The sequence below is a fragment of the Peribacillus sp. P4_D6 genome, assembly GCF_056401795.1.
In genome coordinates this window covers 1-2549 of sequence record NZ_JBFUIQ010000265.1, presented here as the reverse complement: position 1 = coordinate 2549, position 2549 = coordinate 1, and the positions used below count along the sequence as shown (strand labels likewise).

Genomic DNA, 2549 nt, shown 5'->3' with positions numbered 1-2549 from the left:
CCGCTAAGGAAAAGGGGATTACTGTCGCCAATGTACCGGATTATGGCATGGAAGAAGTATCGAATCATGCATTGGCACTTTTACTTTCTTCGGCGCGGAAAGTGGCACTGTTAAACAAGGAAGTGAAAAAAGGTAACTGGGACTTTAAAGTGTGTGTCCCGATTCACCGTTTTAACGAACAAACGGTTGGGGTTCTCGGCTTTGGCCGGATTCCGCGCCGTTTCATTGAAAAGGTGAAACCGCTCGGCTTTAAAACCGCTGCTTATGACCCTTTCGTATCGGCTGCAGACATGGCTGCTGTCGGGGTTCAAAAAATGGATCTCGACGAAATTATAGGCGAAGCCGATTATTTGTCGATCCATGTGCCCTTAATTGATGATACATACCACCTGATCAATGAGGAGCGCCTTAAACAGATGAAGAGTAACGCGGTCATCATTAACACGGCACGCGGACCGATAATCGATGAAAAAGCACTTTCCAATGCACTTGAAAAAGGGATCATTGCAGGTGCTGCACTTGATGTGACAGAAAATGAGCCTGTCAGCATCGATAGCCCGCTACTCACAATGGACAATGTCATCATTACGCCTCACAGCGCCTGGTATTCTGAGGAAGCGATGGTTGAACTTCGTCAAAAAGCAGCAAGAAATATCGTTCAGGTCTTAAAAGGGGAAAAAACACCATACGCATTAACCTAAGAAAGGGGAAAAAAATGAAAATAGCGACTTTTTCCGTGCAATCCGAACAGCACATCGGTCTAGTTCAAGATGATCAAATAATTAGTTTAACGGCTCTCTGTCCAGAGGAATTTCCTGCATGCATGAAAAAATTTATAGAACGAAGCAGCGAGTTGCGCACACGTGCTGAACACTTAATCGAGCAACGGATAAATGAGGATGCAATATTCAAAACGTCAGATGTGAAAATCCTGCCGCCAATCGCAAAGCCGGATAAAATCATTTGCGTAGGACTTAACTATTTTGATCATTGTAAGGAAACGGGGATGGAGCCGCCTGCTTCGCCAGTCATTTTTTCAAAATATTCGAATGCGATTACAGGTCATAATGATCCGATTGAAATCCCGATTAATTCAACAGAGGTCGACTTTGAAGCAGAGCTTGCTTTTGTCATTGGAAAAGAAGCGAAACGTGTGTCAGAAGAAGAGGCGGATGACTACGTCTTTGGCTACACGATTATGAATGATATCAGCGCCCGAGATTTGCAATTTCAGGACGKTCAGTGGTCAAGAGGCAAAACGGCGGACACATTTGCTCCATTTGGTCCTGTTATCGTTACAAAAGATGAAGTGGGTGACCCTCACAATCTAGCGATTTCGCTTGAATTAAACGGTGAAATTATGCAGGATTCAAATACAAGCAACCTAATTTTTACGGTTCCGAAAATCATTTCATTTTTATCACAGTCCATGACACTAATGCCAGGTGATTTGATTGCAACTGGCACGCCACCAGGAGTTGGAATGGGAAGGAATCCAAAAATCTGGTTGAAAAACGGTGACCGGATGAACGTCAGCATTGAGAAGATCGGTACGCTTTCTAATCACGTAATAGCATGACAAGAGAAAGAAGATGATGACATGGATGTTGTAACCATCGGAGAAACGATGACAGTGTTTACCCCGAATGAAGAAGGTCCGCTTCGCCACGCCAGATCTTTTTCGATGAAGTTTGCCGGTGCGGAATCCAATGTCGCGATCGGGTTAAGCCGACTCGGTCATAGCTCACGCTGGATTAGCCGTCTCGGTGATGACGAATTTGGCAATGCCATGCAATCGTTCATTCGCGGAGAAGGCGTTGATGTCTCTTATGTAACAAGAGACCCTGATGCTCCTACCGGAGTCTTTTTTAAAGAATTCAGACGGCTGAATGATACCCGGGTTTATTATTACCGGAAAGATTCGGCAGCTAGTAAAATGACCGCGGAATTACTAACTGATCTTGCCATCCAAGATGCCGCTTATCTCCATATTACGGGGATTACCCCTGCACTAGGGAATTCTTGTCAGTCGCTCTTGGATAAAGCGGTCCGCATTGCTAAAGAAAACGGAACAAAAATCGTCTTCGATCCGAATATTCGTTTGAAAATATGGGGTGATGAAAATGAAGCACGTCACATCATAACAAAGTACGCCTCGAAAAGTGATATCGTCATGCCTGGGGTGGCCGAAGCCGAATTTTTATTCGGCTCCCATACTCCGGAGAAATTTGCCGATCATTTTCATGAACTCGGTGTCGAAACAGTTTTACTTAAATTGGGCAAAGAAGGCTCTTTGATTTCAGCTCCGTCTGTACCGAAAACATACATTCCTGAATTCTATGTGGAACGGGTCGTGGATCCCATCGGTGCTGGGGATGCTTTTGCATCCGGTGTACTTTCCGGACTGCTTGATGGACTGCCGTTAGATGAAGCTGCAAGGCGTGGAAATGCCATGGGAGCAATGGCAACGATGGTAAATGGCGATGTTGAGGGTTTGCCGGCCCGTGCCGACCTCGATTTGTTCATGAGTGGCGGCACAGAGGATGTAA

General features: G+C 45.3%; 3 protein-coding genes. All 3 read left to right on the top strand.

The window, feature by feature from the left end; translation table 11 throughout:
* Positions 1-701 (top strand): C-terminal binding protein (locus AC1DVB_RS26550; RefSeq protein ID WP_477591783.1); only part of this gene is annotated, 701 nt, incomplete at its 5' end.
* Positions 702-715: 14 nt separating this feature from the next.
* Entirely contained in the window at positions 716-1579 is an 864-nt protein-coding gene (locus AC1DVB_RS26545; RefSeq protein ID WP_477591781.1) for a fumarylacetoacetate hydrolase family protein, read from the top strand.
* A 21-nt stretch (positions 1580-1600) separates the two neighbouring features.
* Positions 1601-2549: sugar kinase (locus AC1DVB_RS26540; RefSeq protein WP_477591779.1), on the top strand; the 949-nt coding region annotated here is incomplete at its 3' end.